The 522-nt window shown below is 34.1% G+C and carries 1 protein-coding gene and 1 pseudogene; both read left to right on the top strand.

Annotation, left to right across the window (positions count from 1 at the left end; genetic code table 11):
- Positions 1-84 precede the first annotated feature (84 nt).
- Entirely contained in the window at positions 85-417 is a 333-nt protein-coding gene (locus tag LQ686_RS13930) for an ArsR/SmtB family transcription factor (protein ID WP_239706530.1), read from the top strand.
- Positions 410-522, top strand: a pseudogene (locus LQ686_RS13925) (heavy metal-associated domain-containing protein); the annotation flags it as partial. The gene LQ686_RS13930 and the pseudogene LQ686_RS13925, both read left to right, overlap by 8 nt.

Here is a 522-nt window from a genome sequence, read left to right as displayed (position 1 = left end):
AACAATGAAAGAATACATGCAGGATTAAATTATCAAACGCCAACCTCTTATAAACTTATGAATTCTGTCTAAGTTTTTGTTGACATACCAGATAAGGTAAACAGGGCTAAAAAAGACCTTGCTAAACAGAATCCTATGGATGTAGCGAAAGTTTTTAAGGCTCTATCAGATGATACAAGAGTTAAAATTGCTTATGTTTTGTCTTTAGAGGGAGAGTTATGTGTTTGTGATGTAGCTAATATCATTGAATCTTCAACGGCTACGGCATCCCATCATTTAAGATTATTGAAAAATTTAGGTATAGCAAAATACCGTAAAGAAGGAAAATTAGTCTATTATTCACTAGATGATGAGCATGTTAAACAGCTTGTAGAAAAAGCTTTCTTGCATCAAAGGGAGGTTGCTAGTATTGGATAGTTCAACAAAAACATTAACAGAAGATAAACAGGTTTACCGTGTGGAGGGTTTCTCGTGTGCGAATTGTGCTGGGAAGTTTGAAAAAAATGTAAAAGAACTATCAGG

It is taken from the genome of Mammaliicoccus sp. J-M41, from assembly GCF_022385935.1.
GTDB lineage: Bacteria > Bacillota > Bacilli > Staphylococcales > Staphylococcaceae > Mammaliicoccus > Mammaliicoccus sciuri_A.
Note: the sequence above shows the minus strand (reverse complement) of the source record. Positions and strands in the feature narration are given on the sequence as shown.